Source organism: Planktothrix prolifica NIVA-CYA 540 (assembly GCF_963864145.1).
Classification (GTDB): Bacteria; Cyanobacteriota; Cyanobacteriia; order Cyanobacteriales; family Microcoleaceae; genus Planktothrix; species Planktothrix agardhii.
Map to the genome: position 1 here is coordinate 3,335,017 of NZ_CAWLTW010000001.1, position 17,297 is coordinate 3,352,313.

Genomic DNA, 17,297 nt, shown 5'->3' on the forward strand with positions numbered 1-17,297 from the left:
AACTGACGAAGGGGTTTGGGGGAGCGATAAGTCCCACGCTGAATTTCACAAAACAAAAAATAACTAGAAATCAGCGTGGGATACATGGACTCCCCCAAGTTAATTTTGTTCGGTAAATCCCGACAAAATCAACAATTATATGTTAGATTATATCAAATAGTTAAAAACAACAATGTTTCAAGCATACAAGTATCGTATATATCCAAATATCGAGCAGGAAACAGCCTTGGCTAAAAGTTTTGGTTGTTGTCGTTGGTATTGGAATTATGCCTTAAACTTATGTCAAGAAACCTACAAAACGACAGGGAAAGGATTATCAAGGAAAGCTATTCAAGGATTGTTACCTGAATTAAAAAAGGAATATCCTTGGTTGACAGATGCCTATTCTCAGTGTTTACAAGTTGTTGCTCTTAACTTATCTGTATCTTACAAAAACTTCTTTGACAAACGGACAAGATTGCCTCGATTCAAATCTAAACACGGTAAGCAATCAATCAGTTATCCCCAAAATGTCAAGTTTGAAGGGGATTATCTGAAATTACCAGGGAAAGTGGGGTTGGTTTATTGTGTCCGTCACAGGGAATTTCAAGGCGTAATCAAAACCGTTACTGTCTCAAAGAATCCCGATGGAAAGTATTATGCTTCTGTGTTAGTTGATGATGGTAAGGAAATGCCCAATCTATCAACCAATGGAAAAGCAATTGGGATTGATTTAGGGTTAACCCACTTCGCCATTACCAGCGATGGAGATAAATATAGCAACCCCAAACACTTTGTTAAACATCAACGCAATTTAAAACGGAAACAACAAAAATTATCCCATAAACAAAAGGGAAGTAATAGCAGACAAAAAGCTAGATTAAAAGTAGCTAAAGTCCACGCTAAAATATCTCGTTGTCGAGAAGATTTTCTACACAAACTATCCCGCAAGATAGTTAACGAAAACCAAGTTATTGCTGTAGAAGATCTAGCAGTTAAGAATATGGTTAAAAACCATAAGTTAGCTAAATCAATTAGCGATTGTGGTTGGGGAATGTTTGGCACAATGCTCAAGTACAAAGCCGAAAAAGAAGGTAAAACCTATCAAGAAGTTGATAGATTTTTCCCTTCTTCTAAAACTTGTAACGTCTGTCTAAACAAAGTCGGTAGTTTACCGCTTGATATTAGAAGTTGGACTTGTGAACATTGTCAAACTACCCATGACCGTGATATCAATGCTGCGGTAAATATCAAGAATGAAGCCTTGCGGATTTTATCGTTGGGAACCAGCGATACTGCCAATCTGAGGGAATGTCAGTCGTCTGTTGAAACTTTTGTTTCTTCAGATGCTATTCCCGTTGAAGTTGGAAGCCCACACTTACTCATAGAGAAGTGTGGGTAGTTCACAGCGATGAGTTAGGGCGATTTGGATGGGTAAGGGTTCACTCTGCATCAATACCCTCCCACATTTCTGAAACAGAAATCGTCTGCCCTGTTAATGCTTCCTGCAACCCTTGCTGAATCCCTTCTATAACAATTTCGGTTGGGGTTTCATCAGGGTCTGGTTCGTCTTCATCGGACAGTAATAGAATAATCCGAACACGCTGTGGTTTGGTTACTTCTAGCAATTTATCAAGTGTAAGTTCCCCATTTTCATTAATTGTGGCTGTGGTTTCAATTGCTTTCATGGTAGGTGATGAAGTTGTTTAAATAAAGCTAGTTCAATATTTATTTGAGTTCAGGAATCTAATCTTTATACAACCTCCTCGGTAATCTTTTAGGTGTCTTTTTTAAAATAATACTGCTTAGAATAGCTTATCATATCTTTGATTAATTGTTGATTAAGGCCAATCCCAGATTCCGCAGGTCTGTGTGATAGTAGCAATATTGATTCCCTCTTGGCAACTTCTGAAGTGATTCAACAGTCTTGGAGGAGTAAGTGCCTGTCATTTGCTAATTTGGTGTGGAAACTCACCATACGGAATATAGATTTTTTGATCGAGATAGTGCATCTTAGTGATTATTACAATGGATATTTTAAAGAGGCATAATCCCATGGTTATCAAGTCTGTTGGTTCTTTGAGTTTGATTTTAGGTATTCTGTTACCGACTAGCGCAAGTCTAGCGATTATGGCTTCACAGGGGAATAATCCGGTTAATGTTCCCATGCAAATCAGTTTAAACTTTCCCCCCGCACCGAAAGGAGATGGGCCAGTGAGTACGGCTGGGGGAGGAACCCGGGGGGGTGAAACCATTTCTGCCAGCGAGTGCGGCCTTGGGAATACAAAAATGACCGCCTTAGTCCCCAGTCAGAAGACCTTAACGGTTTCTGCCCGTCCCACATTTTTTGTTTATGTTCCTGAATCCAAGGTAAAAACGGGTGAATTTGTTCTGATTAATAAAGAGGGCAAAGATGTTTACAAAACAGTGGTGCAACTTCCTTTAAAACCGAGTATTTTAAAGATTCAACTCCCCGAAACAGTAACCTTAGAAACCGGAAGTCAATATCAATGGATTTTTTCGATTGCCTGTGGAACAGAGGAACAAGAATTTATTGATACCTTAAAGGTTTCTATTCAGCGAAATGAACTCAATCCTACATTCAAAAATGAAATAGAAAAAGCTCAAAGTCCATTAAAAAAAGCCGAACTTTATGCTAGGGAAAACCTCTGGCAAGATACCTTAATGATCATGGCTCAGTTGCGAAATACTGAACCGGAATTATGGAAAGAGTTTCTCACTTCTATTAAAATTAATCAACAGATTGCCGAAGCTCCCTTTGCACCAGAAACAACGGTGAGTAATTCTGATCATCAATCTAAATCTACACAGTAGAAAGGTAAAGCATATATTCTAATAATAAGCTTAATGAGGGCAAAAATCAGACAATTAGTGTGGGAATGGCGCGGTGTTTGGATTACAACCCCAGTCATGGCAGGTTTGGTAATTCTACTGCGTTTTTCTGGGATTTTACAATCCTGGGAATGGGCAGTTTATGACCAATATATGCGCCTACGTCCCCCGGAACCTAGGGATGAAAGGATTGCGATTGTAGGGTTAAATGAAGCCGATATGAAATATATTGGCCAAGGTTATGTACCCGACCAAATTTATGCTCAATTAATCGAGAAATTGGTCGCCATGAAACCAACGGTTATTGGTTTAGACATTTATCGAGATTTACCCTTTGAACCCGGTCATAAACAGTTAATTAAACTTTTAGCAGAAACTCCTAATTTACTAGGAATTGAAAAAGTTGTCGGGGATGAATCCTTAGAATCCGTTGCCGCCCCTCCAATTTTGAAAGAAAAAAATCGAGTAGCAGCTAATGATTTAATTTTAGATGAAGATAATATTATTCGGCGGGCGTTATTACTTATTAATAATACTCAGGGACAACCTTCCTACAGTTTAGGATTGTTTTTGGCAATGTTTTATTTAGATGCTCAAGGAATATCTCCAGAAATAGTCCCAGGAACTAATAATTGGTGGAAATTTAAAGATACTATTTTTAAACCCTTGGCTAAAAATGATGGCGGCTATGTACGGGCTGATGCTGGAGGATATCAAATATTTTTAAATTATCGGGGATATAATCGCAGTTTTGAGATTGTTTCTTTTCAGGATATTTTAACTGATAAACTTCCTAAAGATTGGGGAAAAAATCGAATTATTTTAATCGGTTCCGTTGGGGAAAGTTTCAAAGATTTAATGTCCACTCCCTATACATTATCAGCGAATCAACGCATGGCGGGGGTGGAAGTTCATGCCCATATTGCCAGTCAAATTATTAGTTCAGCTTTAGATAGTCGTCCGTTAATTAAGACGTTACCCGATACTTTAGAATGGATTTGGATATTTATTTGGTCAGCAGCAGGAGGAATTTTAACCTGGAAATTTCGGGCAACATCTAAAGTACAATTATTAATTATTCGACAGGTTTTTATTTCAATTTTAGCAACGGCAATTTTACTCGGAAGTACCTATATTTTATTTATTCAAGGATGGTGGATTCCGGTGGTTCCTCCCTTTTTAGCTTTAGCGGGTTCAGCCATCGCCATTACCGCTTATATTGCCCGTTCTGCTTCGGATATTAGGAATATTTTTGGACGTTATTTGAGTGCTGAAATTGTTTCTAATTTATTAGAAAAACCCGAAGGTTTAAAACTCGGAGGAGAACGCCGAAAAATTACCATTTTAACCTCGGATTTACGCGGATTTACGGCTCTTTCAGAACGTTTACAACCTGAAGAAGTGGTTAAAATTTTAAACTTTTATTTGTCCTGTATGGCCGATGTGATTACTACCTATCAAGGAACTATTGATGAGTTTATGGGGGATGGAATTTTAGTTTTATTTGGAGCTCCTACTTTACGAGAAGATGATGCTCAACGGGCGATTGCTTGTGCGGTAGCCATGCAATTAGCTATGGAAAAGGTGAATGAACAATTAGAAAAGTGGAATTTATCTCCTTTAGACATGGGAATTGGGATTAATACGGGGGAAGTTGTGGTGGGAAATATTGGGTCGGAAAAACGCACAAAATATGGAGTTGTAGGAAGTCAAGTTAATTTAACCTATCGGATTGAATCCTATACAACTGGAGGACAAATTTTAATCTCTGAAATGACATTAAATCAAGCGGGTCGGAATTTAATTAAGATTGAAAATCAAAAATTAGTTCAGCCCAAGGGAGTCAAAAAGTCTATTACTATTTATGAAGTCGGGGGAATTTTAGGTAACTATAATCTATTTATTTATAAACAAGAACAGCATTTTTATCCAATTCCAACTCCTATTTTATTACAATATTTTATTTTAGAAGGAAAACATATCAGCGACAGTATTTTAATGGCAAGTTTAGTGGAATTATCGGAAAAAGGAGGTTTAATTGTTACGGAGGCGAATAATCATATTATTCCTGGGGCTTTAGCAAATTTAAAACTTAATATTAAATTAAAATCAGAACAATGGAGTGATGATATTTATGCAAAAGTCCTAGAAAAATCGGCGAAACCGGGAGCTTTTTATGTGGGGTTTACGGCTAAACCTCCAGAGGTAGAACAATATCTGAATCAACTTTATCAAACGATTAATGTGTTAAAAGTTGACCCCCATAGCCCCCCTAGTTAATGCAGGGCTGTTTCAAACCCAAGTCAAAGATTGAAACGTATCAACACTATTCTAAAGTTTTCTAGGCAAAAAAACTGTTCTAGGATAACTGATTTATTGCATCATCTAATAATTCCCATCCTTGAGCAACGGTTTCAATTCTGGCCAAATGATCCCGTAATTCATGCGCCCCAGGAAACCCTTTAGCATACCAGGTTAAATGTTTTCGAGATTGATAAATTCCCCGTTCACCCTTATATTCCCACAACGCTTGGAGGTGTTCTTTTGCACATTGCAACCGTTCAATTACGGAGGGAAGGGTTTTAAATTCTCCGGTTTTCAAAAAATAGTCAATTTCTCCAACTAAAAACGGATAACCCAGAGTTCCTCGTGAACACATTACCCCATCAGCGCCCGTTTCTTGTAAACATTGAATCGCCGTTTCTACGGAAAAAATATCGCCATTGGCAATCACTGGAATCCTTAACTGTTCCTTAACCTGTCGAATCCAGTCCCATTTTGCCTGACCGTGATAACCTTGGGCGCGGGTGCGGGCGTGAATGGTGATCATTTTTGCCCCCGCATCCTGCATTCTACGGGCAAAATCTAAAATTGTGATTTCTTCATCACTCCAACCAATCCGGGTTTTTACGGTGACGGGCACATCCACGGCCGCCACCACTGACCGAATAATAGTTTCTGCCATTTCCGGTTGTCGCAATAACGAAGAACCGCCCCCATTTTTCGTAATTTTATTAACAGGACAACCCATATTAATATCAATAGTATCGGCTCCTTCTTGAACGGCTTTTTGGGCGGCTTCGGCTAAAAAATCGGGGCGACAATCGAATAATTGAATACTAATTGGGCGTTCCTTGGGGTCAACTTCCATGATTTTTGGAAGTCCCCGAACATGACAGACTTCGCTGGCGTGAACCATTTCGGTGTACATCATGGAGTCGGGGGCGTAGCGACGTACTAAACGCCGAAAGACCAAATCTGTGACACCGGATAGGGGGGATTGGAGGACACGACTGTTGACTTCTACAGTACCAATTTTTAGGGGTGTGGATAAACGTTGTTTCAATTCTGGGGAAAGAACAATCATGGTTAAAAGGGAACAAAGTAAGTCCGAGTATCTCTATAATAGAATGAGTTAACGGTTTAAATCATTTTGGATTTTATTATGAATTTTCCCTCAAATAATCCTGACCCGTTTCATCAAAATGGCAACGCGAATAAATTGCACTTTCCCCAACCCGAACCGAGTGAAGTTTCTGAAGAAATTGAAGATGTTGAAGCCAAAAAACATGACCCTAGAACCTTAGAAATTATTCAACGTTCGTTTATTGTTTTAACGGTTATTGGGTTGGTTTTTGGGGTGTTTATGGCGGCGGGAGTTTTGTATTTGATGCAGAGATTTAATATTACTGGTCGTCCAGCACAATTGGAACAGCCGATTAATAGATAAATCATCAGTGATTAGCATTTTTTCTCTAATTTCGGGCTAATCACTGGATTAATTTAGGATAATTAATCTCTAACTTGATATCGTTTTTCGGCAATTTCTTTAACTTTTTCTGAAAATTGTGGATAATTTTCTAAAACTTTATTAAAGTCTTCTTTATATAAAACAAATAACTCACAATAAGTTAAGGTTTTCACCGAAGCTGTGCGACGACTATCATAAAGTAAGGCAATTTCACCAAAAAATGAACCCGCCACCATGACGGTATAAACTTTTCCGGTTTTTTCAGAAAAGGCTTGTAATTGTCCTCGTTTGACAAAGTACATTTCATGGCCAATTTGTTCTTCTCGAATTACATAGTCATTAGGGGGTAAAATTCTCGGTTTTAATTTAATTACTAAATCTTCAATAAAACAGGGTTCAGCGTCCTGGAAAATAGGAACTTTTTCTAATAGTTCTTGATAGAGATAGCAATAGATTTGTGTTTTAATAGAGTGAGGAAGTTCATCTAATAATTCAAAATCTAGGGATATATCTCGATTATATTCCCACATATATTGGTAATAGTCTAAGACATTTTTTTGTAAAGAGCGGGGGATTTTTCTTTCCCACATATAGGATTGAACTTGACCTAATTTATCTCGAAATCGGTTTTTACTTGCATCTAAATTAGAAATTATTGCTGCTACATTCCCAATGATGAAAGCATACAGTGATACACCCAAAAACATCACTGTAAATGTAAAGATAAGTTCGATATTATTTTTAGGCGTAATATCACCATAACCTACGGTTGTTAAAGTTGTGATTGACCAATATAAGGAATGTAAATATTGTGTTGTTGTATTTTCTAAATACAGATCATTAATTTGTAGCCAAGATTTTCCTGATTGTCCAGTTATATTCCCAATAAAAAACCACAAACAGGCTATCCAATGGTCAATTAGAAATACAATAATTAATAATTCAATCATCCGAATAACGGCAGAATTAAAATAAACATTATTATCCCATTTTCTAAATATCAAGAAACATTGAGGAAACCTTAAAAATCTAGGTATTCTAGCTAAACTTATTAAAATTAGAGAGGTATTTGGTAAAAATAAATATATCAAAATATCTATCGGTAAACTCGCTAATATATTAGATTTAAAATCCGTATTTCGATAATAATAGCTGATTTTTTGTTTATCTTTAATGACTTCTCCCTCATCAATATAGCCAACATGAAATCTCAAAAAAATATCTGCAATTAAAATAAAATCTGCTAGACAATCTATTAGAAACCAAAAATCAAAAATTATGGCATGAAACGCCATACGAAAGGGAATAACAAAACAATTATATAGGGTGACAAAAACCAGTAAGGCTTCCCAAACAGTCAAGGATTTTGATTCCGGGTGTAAAGACGGGATACGAGACAGGAAAGATAACATTGAAATAATAAATTTAATCTTTAATAAAATTATATCGCTATTTTTATGCTAAAATTAGCACAAGCTAAATATTACAGTTAATCCAAATTTAACTCATGATTCAAACAACGCTGACCTCGTTTTCACAAAAACTCGGTTTTCCCCTCACAAAACAACCGATTACAATATTACAAATTAATTTAGGAAAACGCTGTAATCTAGCTTGTAACCATTGTCATGTCGAAGCTGGGCCAAAACGTACCGAAGAACTGAACCCTGAGATTAGTTTACAATTAATTGAATTAATTAATCGGTTTCCCCAAATTCAAACGGTAGATTTAACCGGAGGGGCACCAGAAATGAATTATGGATTTAAACCTTTAGTAGAAGCAGCAAGAAAAAGCAAAAAACAAGTAATTGTTAGGTCTAATTTAACCCTTTATTTTGTCCCAGGTTATGAAGATATCCCCGAATATTGTGCAGATAATCAATTAAGAATTGTTGCATCTTTGCCTTGTTATTTAGAAAATAATGTAGATAAAATGCGAGGGAAAGGAGTATATCAGGATTCAATTCAAGCTATTCAATGGTTAAACCGTTTGGGCTATGGTAAAACACCGGAATTAATCTTAGACTTAGTTTATAATCCCGCCCTACCAACCTCCGAAAAGTTCACCTTACCGCCCGAACAATCTCAACTTGAACAAGCGTATAAAGATTATTTAAAAAAAGATTTGGATATTCATTTTAATCAACTATTAACGATTACAAATTTACCCATCGGGCGCACAAAGTCTTATTTACAGCAGAAAAAATTAGAATCTTCCTATTTAGAATTTTTAGAATCTAATTATAATCCCGAAACTGTATCTAATTTAATGTGTCGTCATCAATTATCTATTGATTATCAAGGCTATATTTATGATTGTGATTTTAACCAAATGGAAAATATTCCCGCCCGCAATGCTTCAGGAAATATCTTAACGGTAAGTGATTTATTAAATGCTAATAATTTAGATTTAATTGAAACGGTAAAAACAGCTTCCTATTGTTATGGATGTACCGCCGGATGTGGTTCTAGTTGTGGAGGATCTTTAGTTTAAAATTATAGGTGATCTTGACAAGGATCAAGCCAAATTTAACCACAAAGACACAAAAACACAAAGAAGATAAAGAAGTTCTCAAAACTAACCTGCTCAGGGCTATAATTTTAATACTTGGGAGAATAAAATGGGCGTTCAAGACTTATTAAAAAATCTCTTAGATTGGGTGGCAAATTTGGGCTTTTGGGGGCCAGCAGCATTTATTATTATATACAATTTAGCTACAATATTATTTGTCCCTGGTTCTCTATTAACCTTGGGTGCGGGAGTTGTTTTTGGGGTATTTTGGGGTTCAATTTATGTTTCTATTGGTTCAGTAATTGGAGCTACCTTTGCTTTTTTAATTGGACGATATTTTGCCAGGGATTGGGTTGCTAAGAAACTAGAAAATCACGAGCAATTTAAAGCTATTGATCAAGCGGTGGGTCAAGAGGGATGGAAAATTGTGGGTTTAACTCGTCTTTCTCCAATATTTCCATTTAATTTACTTAATTATGCTTTTGGACTAACGAATGTTTCTTTAAAAGATTATTTTTTAGCCTCTTGGATTGGGATGTTACCCGGTACAATTTTATATGTTTATGTGGGATCTTTAATCGGAAGTTTAGCTCAGTTAGGGACGGGAGAGCGATCGCGTACCTCGGTAGAATGGTTATTATATGGAATTGGTTTAATTGCCACGATAATTGTTACAATTTATATCACTAAAATTGCCCAAAATGCTCTAAATCAAAAAATTAAATAGGTGGAAACTTCCACCTATTTTTACTTAGATTAATTAGGCTTCTGGGGGTGTAGATTCCACTTCAGTATTGACTGTTTTTGCTGTTGTTTCCAGTTGAGAAGCAATATCCGATTTAATTGAACGTTTATACAATTTTCCGGCATACTCATCTAAAGTTTCTGTTAATTTATCGACCCAAGTATGCTCAACTAAGGCAATAATAGCCGAACTTCCAGGGGTTAAAGATTCAGAAAGTTCTTTCAGATCTTCTTGAGGAAATCCCAAATCAATAAAATGAGTAATTAAGGCTCCAACTCCCGCCCCACCTGCGGTTAAGGCAATTATTCCTAATGCTCCAATCGGGTTGAATAGGGCAATTAATCCCGCCGTAATTCCGCCAATAATTGCGCCACCTTTAGCGTCGGTATCTCCGGTTTCACTAATGGCAACTTTCCCTTTTTCATTCTTGACCATGACCGCAGCATTGACAATAGAAATAATCCCTTTTATTTGCAATTCCTTGAGTTCTTTTAGAACTTCTTTGGCTTTTTCTTGCTCAGGGTAAGCAACAACAACTAAAGTTGTTAAATCTTCCGAATAAGTCATGTTTTATTCCTCAAAATTTATGGTTTACACAAATTAGGTCTATACGGATCGCAATCCTAATTCCCTCCACCTTACCACAACCCCAATAACAAAGTCGATTAAAACCATGATAAATTAACAAAAGGAGTTGTGATATTTCATTGTAAACAAAAAGACCAAACTTTAACGGTTAAGGATTTTTATTCTATGAGCTTGAGCGTGATTTTGTTACTGATAGCGGGTTTAGTCTTACTGGTTTTGGGCGCGGAACTATTAGTCCGTGGAGCTTCAACCATTGCTTCAATTTTGGGAATTCCTTCCTTACTTGTGGGACTAACAATTGTTGCTTACGGAACCAGTTCTCCAGAAATGTCAGTTAGTATTCAATCAGCTTTTGCAGGTCAAGCGGATATCGCTTTGGGAAATGTTGTCGGGAGTAATATTTTTAATGTGTTAATCATATTAGGAATTTCGGCTTTAATTGCTCCTTTAATGGTAGCTAATCAGTTAATTCGGTTAGATGTTCCGATTATGATTGGGGTGTCTGTTTTGACCTTAATGTTTGGCAGTGATGGTACAATTAGTCGGGTTGATGGAACGATTTTATTTATTGGGGCAATTGTTTATACTCTGTTTTTAATTTATGAAGCCAAGAAACAAAAAAATGATGAATCAAACGAAAATGAATCCCGGAGTAAGATTGAAAATACTCCAAAAAACTGGATCATTAATATTGGCTTAATTATTGTCGGATTAGTCTTGCTTGTTCAAGGATCTAATTGGCTAGTTGAAAGTTCAATTTCCATCGCTAGAGCCATTGGAGTCAGTGAATTAGTCATCGGATTAACTATTGTAGCCGCAGGAACTTCCCTGCCAGAATTAGCCAGTTCTGTTGTGGCTACGATTAAAGGAGAACGGGATATTGCTGTGGGTAATGTCATCGGTAGCAATATTTTTAATATCCTGGCAGTTTTAGGACTCTCCTCTGCTGTTTCCCCAGCCGGAATCAATGTTTCTACTGCGGCTTTAAATTTTGATATTCCAGTTATGATTGCAGTGGCAATTTCCTGTTTCCCGATTTTTTATACGGGCAAATCTATTGACCGTTGGGAAGGTATACTTTTCTTAGCCTATTATTTTGCCTACGCTACCTATTTAATTCTCGATTCTTCAAAACATTCTCAACTTCCCATGTTTAATTTGGTGATGATCGGTTTTGTAATTCCAATTACAATTATTACTTTAATTGTCACCACAGTCCGCAGCTATCAAACCAAACGCAAACGTTTAAACTCTTAAGCATACCTAACTCCCCTTTTCTGCTAGGGGAGAGATTATTATCTGTAAACAAATAAAACAGCCTGATTATTGGATCTTAACTTAAGAAGATAAAGACGCGCTAGAGCACGTCTTTACAACAGAATTAATTCCCTAAACAAATCCCCATACTTTGGGCTGTTTCTACTAAAATATCATCAGCATTAACAGCCCGATATTGAGCGATCGCATCCAAAATCGGAATACTCGATACATTCCGATCTCGCCAAACGACAACCCGATCATAATTCTCCTCAAGAATCAAATCCACCGCCGCCACTCCAAAAGCAGAAGCAATAATCCGATCAATTGGTGAAGGAGTTCCCCCCCGTTGAATATGACCGAGAACAGTAACTCGCGTTTCTGCGCCACTGCGATCGCAAATTTCATCAGCCAGATATTGTCCAATACCCCCTAAACGAGCTTGTCCCATACGATTAATCATCGTCACAGGTTCTCCCGTTTCCGTTTTAACCGCCTCTGCAACAACAACTAAACAATAGTTTTTCCCTTGTTTTTGTCGTTCTGCAATATGCTGACAAATGCTATCCAAACTGTAGGGAAGTTCAGGAATTAAAATAATATCTGCACCGCCAGCAATTCCCGCATGGAGGGCAATATGTCCCGCATCTCGGCCCATGACTTCTAAAATCATCACGCGGCTATGACTAGCGGCGGTAAAATGTAGGCGATCTAAAGCCTCAGTAGCGATATCAACGGCGGTACTAAACCCAATAGATAAATCCGTGCTACCCACATCATTATCAATGGTTTTAGGAATCCCAATTAAGTTGATATTTCCCTGTTGGGCAATGCGTCGCAAAATCGCTAAACTGCCATCTCCACCGATACCAATTAAAGCATTCAGTCCTAAGAGATTATAGCCTTCGATAATCTCTTGGGAGCGATCCAACAAACTTCCATCCGGCATCGGAAAGGCAAAGGGATCACCCTTATTGGTGGTTCCCAAAATTGTCCCCCCGGCGGTGAGAATATTATCAACTTTATCAATAGTCAGAGGAACACTGTTAACAGGACGAGTCATTAACCCTTGGGTGGCTTCTCGAATACCGAAGACCTCCCACCCCAAGATTCCTGCCGCCCGATAAACCACAGCCCGAATTGCTGCGTTTAAACCTGCACAGTCTCCCCCACTGGTTAAAATACCAATGCGTTTGTGTTCTACCATGTTTGGCGAATTCTGGATTTACAGATGCAAATTTTAGATTACATCCGATTGGCAAATGATTGACAAATCTTTGCTCATCTTTAATATTTTAATCAGGAATCGGCAGGCAGAATAACCGGATATACGCGGATCAATCTGCTGAAATCATGGCTTCAATGGGAATCTGGATATCTGGAAATGCTAGGGGTGTAACTTCACCTTCTGTTAAGGTGATTTTGGAGCCATATTCGCTATCCCTGGGATCACGATAAATAATTAGTTCCCGACGTTGTAGGTTAACTAACCAATATTCGGAGATTCCCGCTTCAGCGTAGATCTGATATTTAACAGTTGAGTCTTTTTCTAAGCTGGAGTTGGAGTATTCTATCACCCAGAAAATATTCTCAGGATAGGGATGATGACTGAGATATTCCCGCCCCAAACGTTCCACAATGGCGATATCAGGTTCGGGTTCGGAGTCGTTAGGGAGGGTAATGGGTTTAGCGTGACGAACTAGGGCCCGATTTCCCAGTAAACGGCTAAGATAATCACCTGCTTCAGTGCTGAAATAGGCGTGGGGTTCTCCTTCTGGGGACATTTGAACAATTTCTCCATGTAGTAGTTCAACGGGGCGCTCGTCGAGTAGACCCATTTCGACAATGCGGTGATAGTCGTCTAATTTCCATTTTGCGATCGATATAGTCATCTTCATCAACAATAGGAGTGGGTATTTATAAGATAGCGGATTAAAGTGCGATCGCTTGTTAAACTAATCTTTATTTGCAGGGTTTCAGAGTAAGCCTCTCGGTGTTTTTGTAATTTACAACTCCTCGTCATATTCATCTTCTTCATCTTCTATATTTTCATCCTCTATTAGAGTGAGCATTTCCCCCGCACCACTTACAGGATCAACTACGAAAGGAGGATTACCAACCAGCAAATCGGCTTGCTGAGGAGGAGCATCTTCTGCCTTATTTTCACTAATTCGTATCCAAACTGATCCCAAGGTAGAGCGAATAATCTCATCATCTTTACTAATCCAGCCAAAGGTTTCAATGCCTTCGGGTGTGATGATGCCAACTTTCAAATCTAATTCAATGAGTTCGGCGAGTGAGCGACATCGCCTCTGTCCTAAACGAGTATTACAAGAATGGTGTCCCCAAGCAACATTAGAAGGAATATGTGTGATCTGATCGTATACAAGTGGCTCAATATGAAATAGATTTACAATTGTTGAGCGGATAGCTCCCTCAACCTGTCCAGCAGCATTTCCAAAACTCAGATCATCCTCGTATGTTGCTGAGGCATGAAGCTCTTGATATCGTATGAAGCGAAGGCACAAGGGGCAAGCTGATAAACCATGCCTGATTACGCCTTTGTACTCATAATTAGACACATCAAGTAAATTTTCTTGATGTAGTATTGCTTGTAGATGTTTTGCTTGGGTAGTCACATAAGGACTGCCTACAGTTTGGGTGATTAACCAAGCTAATACACATTTACAGAGATAATTCGTTTCCTGATCGGCATACTCTGGAGCAAACATTCCTTGGGGAGATCCTTCTATTCGCTTCTCCTTACCGTCCGACTTTGGAATCCGTAAAACATAATGACCCAAATCCAGAATACCTCTACCTCGTTTTTTCGAGGGTAAACCATCTTTTTCGAGAGCACAAACGTTCCAAGTTTCTAAAGGAGGCAAACTTTCAAATCCTCGATGTGTTCTGTATAAAACAAAAGCATTCTGTCCAACAACAATCCAGGAATCTTTTCCTGTTATAAAGCTTTGTTTTGTAACACCAGGAGATGCAAAATATTGTTCTGGATAGAGGCGAATCACATATCCGTCTTTGTATTCCTGAAAAGGAACAATTGACAATCGTTCATAGGGTATTATCACTCGATTACTACGAACAACGTGATTTTGATATGCTCCTTTAGCTCCACCGCGAGGAGTCGCAAACCCAGCTTTATCTAATTTATTTTTATCCTTCTTCTGCATGAAACTCCAAGCTGAGGTTGGATAAGAATTGTGTTCTCCTGAATGTCCTGAAAATAAGCGACAGCCATCAGTACCACAAAGTTTTGGCAGACTCGATAAAATCATATTAAAACCTCTGTAAATCTAGCGGAAACTGTTGAAACATCTAACTCACCCGATAGAAGTTTTGGCAAGATAGCATCTCGAATAATACGCAATCTACGGTTTTGTTCCTGCATTCTGATCATCTTCTCAGGCGTAGTCATAGACTGCTCAAGGGGAAGCCCAAGCAGTGAAACATATTGTATAGCACTAATAACACTCAGAATAGCGTCTTGCTCTTCTAAAGTAGGAACTGCAATATGTAACTCAAACAAATCAGATTTATATAATTCTGGATAAGTTGAGCCATTAGCGATCATATTCAAGTAGACTTTATTGGCTTTAAACCAATAAGCTAAGTAAAGAGGTCGCAGTTTAGAACCACACTGAAAATTCAGAAACCCTTGATTAGTTGACATGGGAACTGCATTGATAGCAACAGCACCAACCGGAGCGCGTTTTGTTAACATTACTGTCCCCGTTGGTAACAGTTTTGCTGCACTACTCGTTAGTCCTTTCGGTGTAATTTTTCTTTCGGTGTCAGAAACATAGATTGTATCTATAAAATTGGTTATTTCTTTTGGAGTTAACCAAGGAGTTTCACCATCCCAATTTTCTTCATTCTTAGTGCTAGGTGTGCCTCCGCTATCAACATGGGTTATTAATTCACTTTCTAGGTTTGGTTCCAGAGTAGTATGCAGCCAATGACTAGGGCATTTTAGAAGAGGTTCAGCCATGTAACAATTCCTTAAGAACTTTAAAAGCAGAATTAGACGCTTTTGTGATTTCATTCAGACGAGCTTCTACATCAGCAAGCTCTGATTGAAGTCGCTCAATATCCCAATGTTTGGTTAATTCCTCGTCAAAGCCGACATATCTTCCAGGAATTAATGACATTTTATGTGAACGAATATCTTCTAAGGTTGCAGATTTACAAAAACCTGGGATGTCCCTATAATCAAGAAAATTTTCTTGACTACGCCAATCCTGATAAGTTTTAGCAATTCTTGATATTTCACCATCTGTAAGAATGCAGTGGGTTCTATCAACCATTTTACCAAAAGAATGGGCATAAATAAACAGTGTTTGACCTCTACGATTACGAAATTTTGAGTCTTTTTTATTGCTTGCAATAAACCATAAACTAGCAGCAATTTGTGTTGTATAAAAAAGCTGATTTGGTAAAGCAACAATACAATCTATTAAATCAGCTTCTATTAAAGCCTCTCGGATTGTAGCATCTCCTTGACTGTGATTTAAGGCTCCATTAGACAACACGAAACCTGCTACTCCATTGGGATCAAGATGAGAAACGATCTGTTGTACCCAGGCAAAGTTAGCATTATTAATCGGAGGAGTACCGTATTGCCAACGGGGATCTTCTCTCAGATGTTCACCCCCCCAATCGCTCATATTAAATGGGGGATTAGCTAAAATGTAATCAGCTTTAAGATTGGGATGTAAATCATTATGAAAAGTATCTGCGTGATGCAAACCTATATTTGCTTGGATTCTTCGCAAGGCTAAATTCATTTTGCACAAACGCCAAGTCGTCGGATTAGATTCTTGACCATATATTGAAAGATCCTGAGATTGACCTCCATGAGCTTCTACAAATTTTTCAGATTGGACAAACATTCCACCTGAACCACAGCATGGGTCATAAACACACCCCTTATAAGGCTGAATCATTTCAACTAAAAGTTTTACCACTGATTGTGGTGTATAAAATTCACCGCCTTTAGCTTCAGCACAAGCAAATCGACCTAAAAAATACTCATAAACTCTTCCTAAAATATCTCTGGAACGACTTTCTTCATCACCTAAACTAATGGTATCAACTAATTCAACTAGCTCACCCAAACGTCGTTGATCAAGGGAAGAACGAGAATAATCTTGGGGTAAAATATTTTTTAACGATGGATTTTCTTGCTCAATTAAGAGCATTGCTGAATCAATAATTTTACCAATCTCAGAATTTTTAGAGTTAGCTTTTATATACGACCAGCGAGCTTCTTTGGGAACCCAGAATAAATGTTTAGTTAAATACTGCTGTTTATCTTCTAAAACTTGATAGCGTCCTCGTTGCTCACTAACATACAAATTATTAGATGGAGTCGCTGTCCACAATTCTAACTGATGATAATGTTCTTCAAAACCATCTGAAATGTATTTTAGAAAGATTAGCCCCAGTACAATATGCTTATACTCAGCAGAATCCATTTGGCCACGCAATTTGTCAGCCGCCACCCATAGTTTCTCCTCAAATCCTAAAATTCCCCCCTTACTATGCTGCCGATTAATGCTTTTTCTGGTACGAACCACTGAAACCACCTTTTTTGC

16 protein-coding genes are annotated in these 17,297 nt (G+C 37.9%); 7 read left to right on the forward strand and 9 right to left on the reverse strand.

Features of this window, described 5'->3' with window-relative positions:
- The first annotated feature begins 172 nt into the window (after nt 1–172).
- Nucleotides 173–1,381: an RNA-guided endonuclease InsQ/TnpB family protein gene (locus AC559H_RS14810; RefSeq protein WP_026795869.1), complete on the forward strand. Its 1,209-nt coding sequence runs from the start codon at nt 173–175 to the stop codon at nt 1,379–1,381.
- 40 nt (nt 1,382–1,421) lie between these two features.
- Here AC559H_RS14810 and AC559H_RS14815 read toward each other — a convergent pair whose 3' ends face one another.
- Nucleotides 1,422–1,667 carry a type II toxin-antitoxin system RelN family antitoxin gene (locus AC559H_RS14815; RefSeq protein WP_026785504.1) on the reverse strand — a complete coding sequence of 82 codons (246 nt, stop codon included), beginning with the start codon at nt 1,665–1,667 and terminating at the stop codon, nt 1,422–1,424.
- A gap of 367 nt (nt 1,668–2,034) precedes the next feature.
- On the opposite strand from AC559H_RS14815, the gene AC559H_RS14820 reads away from it, so the two are divergent.
- Together AC559H_RS14820 and AC559H_RS14825 are read left to right on the forward strand one after the other, a co-directional pair.
- The gene (locus tag AC559H_RS14820; protein ID WP_158442086.1) at nt 2,035–2,814 is read left to right on the forward strand and encodes a DUF928 domain-containing protein; all 780 of its coding nucleotides are present in this window, start codon (nt 2,035–2,037) and stop codon (nt 2,812–2,814) included.
- 33 nt (nt 2,815–2,847) lie between these two features.
- On the forward strand, nt 2,848–5,112 hold the full coding sequence (locus AC559H_RS14825; protein WP_026795871.1) for a CHASE2 domain-containing protein: 2,265 nt from the start codon (nt 2,848–2,850) through the stop codon (nt 5,110–5,112).
- Nucleotides 5,113–5,191: 79 nt separating this feature from the next.
- On the opposite strand, the gene dusB is transcribed toward AC559H_RS14825, so the two are convergent.
- On the reverse strand, nt 5,192–6,199 hold the full coding sequence (gene dusB / locus AC559H_RS14830) for a tRNA dihydrouridine synthase DusB (RefSeq protein WP_026795872.1): 1,008 nt from the start codon (nt 6,197–6,199) through the stop codon (nt 5,192–5,194).
- 78 nt (nt 6,200–6,277) lie between these two features.
- Here dusB and AC559H_RS14835 point away from each other — a divergent pair, with 78 nt between their 5' ends.
- Nucleotides 6,278–6,562, forward strand: a complete 285-nt coding sequence (locus AC559H_RS14835) for a hypothetical protein (RefSeq protein WP_026795873.1) — start codon at nt 6,278–6,280, stop codon at nt 6,560–6,562.
- A gap of 62 nt (nt 6,563–6,624) precedes the next feature.
- Here AC559H_RS14835 and AC559H_RS14840 read toward each other — a convergent pair whose 3' ends face one another.
- The gene (locus AC559H_RS14840; RefSeq protein ID WP_043939076.1) at nt 6,625–7,995 is read right to left on the reverse strand and encodes an ion transporter; all 1,371 of its coding nucleotides are present in this window, start codon (nt 7,993–7,995) and stop codon (nt 6,625–6,627) included.
- Nucleotides 7,996–8,090: 95 nt separating this feature from the next.
- Between AC559H_RS14840 and arsS the strand changes: the two genes are divergently transcribed.
- A complete protein-coding gene (arsS, locus tag AC559H_RS14845; RefSeq protein ID WP_026798535.1) occupies nt 8,091–9,077 on the forward strand; it encodes an arsenosugar biosynthesis radical SAM (seleno)protein ArsS in 987 nt (328 codons plus the stop codon).
- A gap of 127 nt (nt 9,078–9,204) precedes the next feature.
- Nucleotides 9,205–9,822 carry a TVP38/TMEM64 family protein gene (locus tag AC559H_RS14850; RefSeq protein ID WP_026785497.1) on the forward strand — a complete coding sequence of 206 codons (618 nt, stop codon included), beginning with the start codon at nt 9,205–9,207 and terminating at the stop codon, nt 9,820–9,822.
- Nucleotides 9,823–9,855: 33 nt separating this feature from the next.
- Here the strand turns inward: AC559H_RS14850 and AC559H_RS14855 are convergent, their stop codons facing one another.
- Nucleotides 9,856–10,407 carry a DUF1269 domain-containing protein gene (locus AC559H_RS14855; protein ID WP_026785496.1) on the reverse strand — a complete coding sequence of 184 codons (552 nt, stop codon included), beginning with the start codon at nt 10,405–10,407 and terminating at the stop codon, nt 9,856–9,858.
- Between the two features lie 129 nt (nt 10,408–10,536).
- Here AC559H_RS14855 and AC559H_RS14860 point away from each other — a divergent pair, with 129 nt between their 5' ends.
- Nucleotides 10,537–11,685 (forward strand): calcium/sodium antiporter, encoded by a 1,149-nt coding sequence (locus tag AC559H_RS14860; protein WP_237746366.1) that lies wholly within the window; start codon nt 10,537–10,539, stop codon nt 11,683–11,685.
- Nucleotides 11,686–11,809: 124 nt separating this feature from the next.
- On the opposite strand, the gene AC559H_RS14865 is transcribed toward AC559H_RS14860, so the two are convergent.
- The 5 genes from AC559H_RS14865 to AC559H_RS14885 form a co-directional block, all read right to left on the reverse strand.
- Entirely contained in the window at nt 11,810–12,892 is a 1,083-nt protein-coding gene (locus AC559H_RS14865) for an ATP-dependent 6-phosphofructokinase (RefSeq protein WP_026795879.1), read from the reverse strand.
- A gap of 130 nt (nt 12,893–13,022) precedes the next feature.
- Nucleotides 13,023–13,577, reverse strand: a complete 555-nt coding sequence (locus AC559H_RS14870; RefSeq protein ID WP_026795880.1) for a Uma2 family endonuclease — start codon at nt 13,575–13,577, stop codon at nt 13,023–13,025.
- A gap of 114 nt (nt 13,578–13,691) precedes the next feature.
- A complete protein-coding gene (locus AC559H_RS14875; protein ID WP_237745593.1) occupies nt 13,692–14,978 on the reverse strand; it encodes a BstXI family restriction endonuclease in 1,287 nt (428 codons plus the stop codon).
- Complete coding sequence (locus tag AC559H_RS14880) at nt 14,975–15,691, reverse strand: restriction endonuclease subunit S (RefSeq protein ID WP_026795882.1); 717 nt, start codon at nt 15,689–15,691, stop codon at nt 14,975–14,977. The genes AC559H_RS14875 and AC559H_RS14880 overlap by 4 nt, the downstream gene beginning before the upstream one ends.
- Nucleotides 15,684–17,288 carry a type I restriction-modification system subunit M gene (locus AC559H_RS14885; protein ID WP_237745594.1) on the reverse strand — a complete coding sequence of 535 codons (1,605 nt, stop codon included), beginning with the start codon at nt 17,286–17,288 and terminating at the stop codon, nt 15,684–15,686. The genes AC559H_RS14880 and AC559H_RS14885 overlap by 8 nt, the downstream gene beginning before the upstream one ends.
- Nucleotides 17,289–17,297 lie beyond the last annotated feature (9 nt).